This window comes from Streptomyces sp. UNOC14_S4, assembly GCF_020740835.1.
Classification (GTDB): Bacteria; Actinomycetota; Actinomycetes; order Streptomycetales; family Streptomycetaceae; genus Streptomyces.
Genome location: NZ_JAINFC010000892.1, coordinates 1 through 1,553, shown reverse-complemented (window position 1 = coordinate 1,553; position 1,553 = coordinate 1). Strand labels below are relative to the sequence as shown.

At 74.3% G+C, this 1,553-nt stretch carries 2 protein-coding genes; both read left to right on the top strand.

The features are described from left to right. Positions 1-286 (top strand): alpha/beta fold hydrolase (locus K6I34_RS36790; RefSeq protein WP_229332362.1); only part of this gene is annotated, 286 nt, incomplete at its 5' end. A 73-nt stretch (positions 287-359) separates the two neighbouring features. Next, positions 360-1,553 (top strand): glycosyltransferase (locus K6I34_RS36785; RefSeq protein ID WP_229332361.1); only part of this gene is annotated, 1,194 nt, incomplete at its 3' end.

Genomic DNA, 1,553 nt, shown 5'->3' with positions numbered 1-1,553 from the left:
GACCAACGAGTCGGCAGCGGACGCCTACGCCGCGCCCGGCGCTTTCGACCCTGCCACGGCGCGCGCAGCAGTCGCCCGCCTGGACGCGCCGGTGCTGGTACTCGCGGGCGAACTCGACAGCGGTCCGCGCCCCCATGTCGCCGCCGGTATCGCGACGTTGTTCCCCCACGCCGAACTGACCGTCCAGCCCGACGCCGGCCACTACCCGTGGCTCGACGACCCTGTCTCCTTCACCCGCACCGTCGCGGGCTTCCTCGACCGAGGGCGCGCCGGTTCGAACGCATAGCCCCACTGACCGGCCGGCGTCCGGGGGCTACGCTACGAGCCGACGACCTGCGCGAGACGGGATCGGGAGCGACATGCGTGTTCTGCTGTCCACGATCGGGTCACGGGGCGAGGCCCAGCCCGTGGTGGCGCTGGCCGTGCAGCTGAAGAAGTCGGGGCACGACGCCGTGGTGTGCGCGCCTCCCGACTTCCGGGAGTGGGCCGAGTCCCTGGGGGTCGCCTACGTGCCCGTCGGCCCCGAGCTGCGCGGGACCGCTAAACGGAGCGCCGGTGCCGTCCCCACCCCCGAGCAGCGGCGCCGGATGGTCGAGGGCACTGTCGCCGCGCAGTTCGAGGCGGTCCACGCGGCAGCCGCGGGCTGCGACGTCGTCGTGGGCGGCGGGGGACTGGCCGTCGCCGCCCACTCGGTGGCCGAGCGGCGTGGTATCGGCTACGTCTACGCCGCGTTCGCGCCTGTCACGCTGCCGTCCGCGCATCACGCACCACCCGTTTTCGGGATGCTCGGGCAGAAGCCCGCGGACGGCTCGGCCGACAACCGCACGCTCTGGGCCGAGGACGCTGAGCGCTGGAACGCCGTGTGGGGCCCGGCCTTCGACGCACAGCGCGCGGCCGTCGGACTGCCGCCGGTCGAGGACGTGCGCGGCCACATCTTCACGTCCGCCCCGTGGCTCGCCGCGGACCCGACGCTGGCACCCTGGCCGCACTCGCCCGACCTGGACGTGTTCCAGACCGGAGCCTGGGTACTGCCGGACGAGCGGCCGCTCCCCGCCGCGGTGGAGGCGTTCCTGGACTCCTGCGACCCGCCCGTCTACTGCGGTCTCGGCAGCGTCCGCGCGCCCGAGGGCTTCACCAGGACGGTGATCGGCACGGCCCGCGCGCTCGGACGGCGCGTCATCCTGTCGAGGGGCTGGGCCGACCTGTCGCCCGTGGACGACGAGCCCGACTGCCTGGCGGTCGGCGAAGTGAACCAGCAGGCGCTGTTCCCACGGGTCGCCGCGGTGGTGCACCACGGCGGCGCCGGCACGACCACCGCCGCCGCGGCTTCCGGCACCCCGCAGGTGGTCGTCCCACAGATGTTCGACCAGTTCTACTTCGCCCGCCGCGTGGGACAACTCGGCATCGGCGGCGCGCACATGTCCAGCGCCCCCACCGGCGACTCGCTGCACGCCGCGCTCCGCCACACCCTCGGGTCCGACGTGGCGGACAGGGCGCGAGCCGTCGCGGGTGACGTACGCACCGACGGTGCGCTGACCGCCGCGCTACGACTG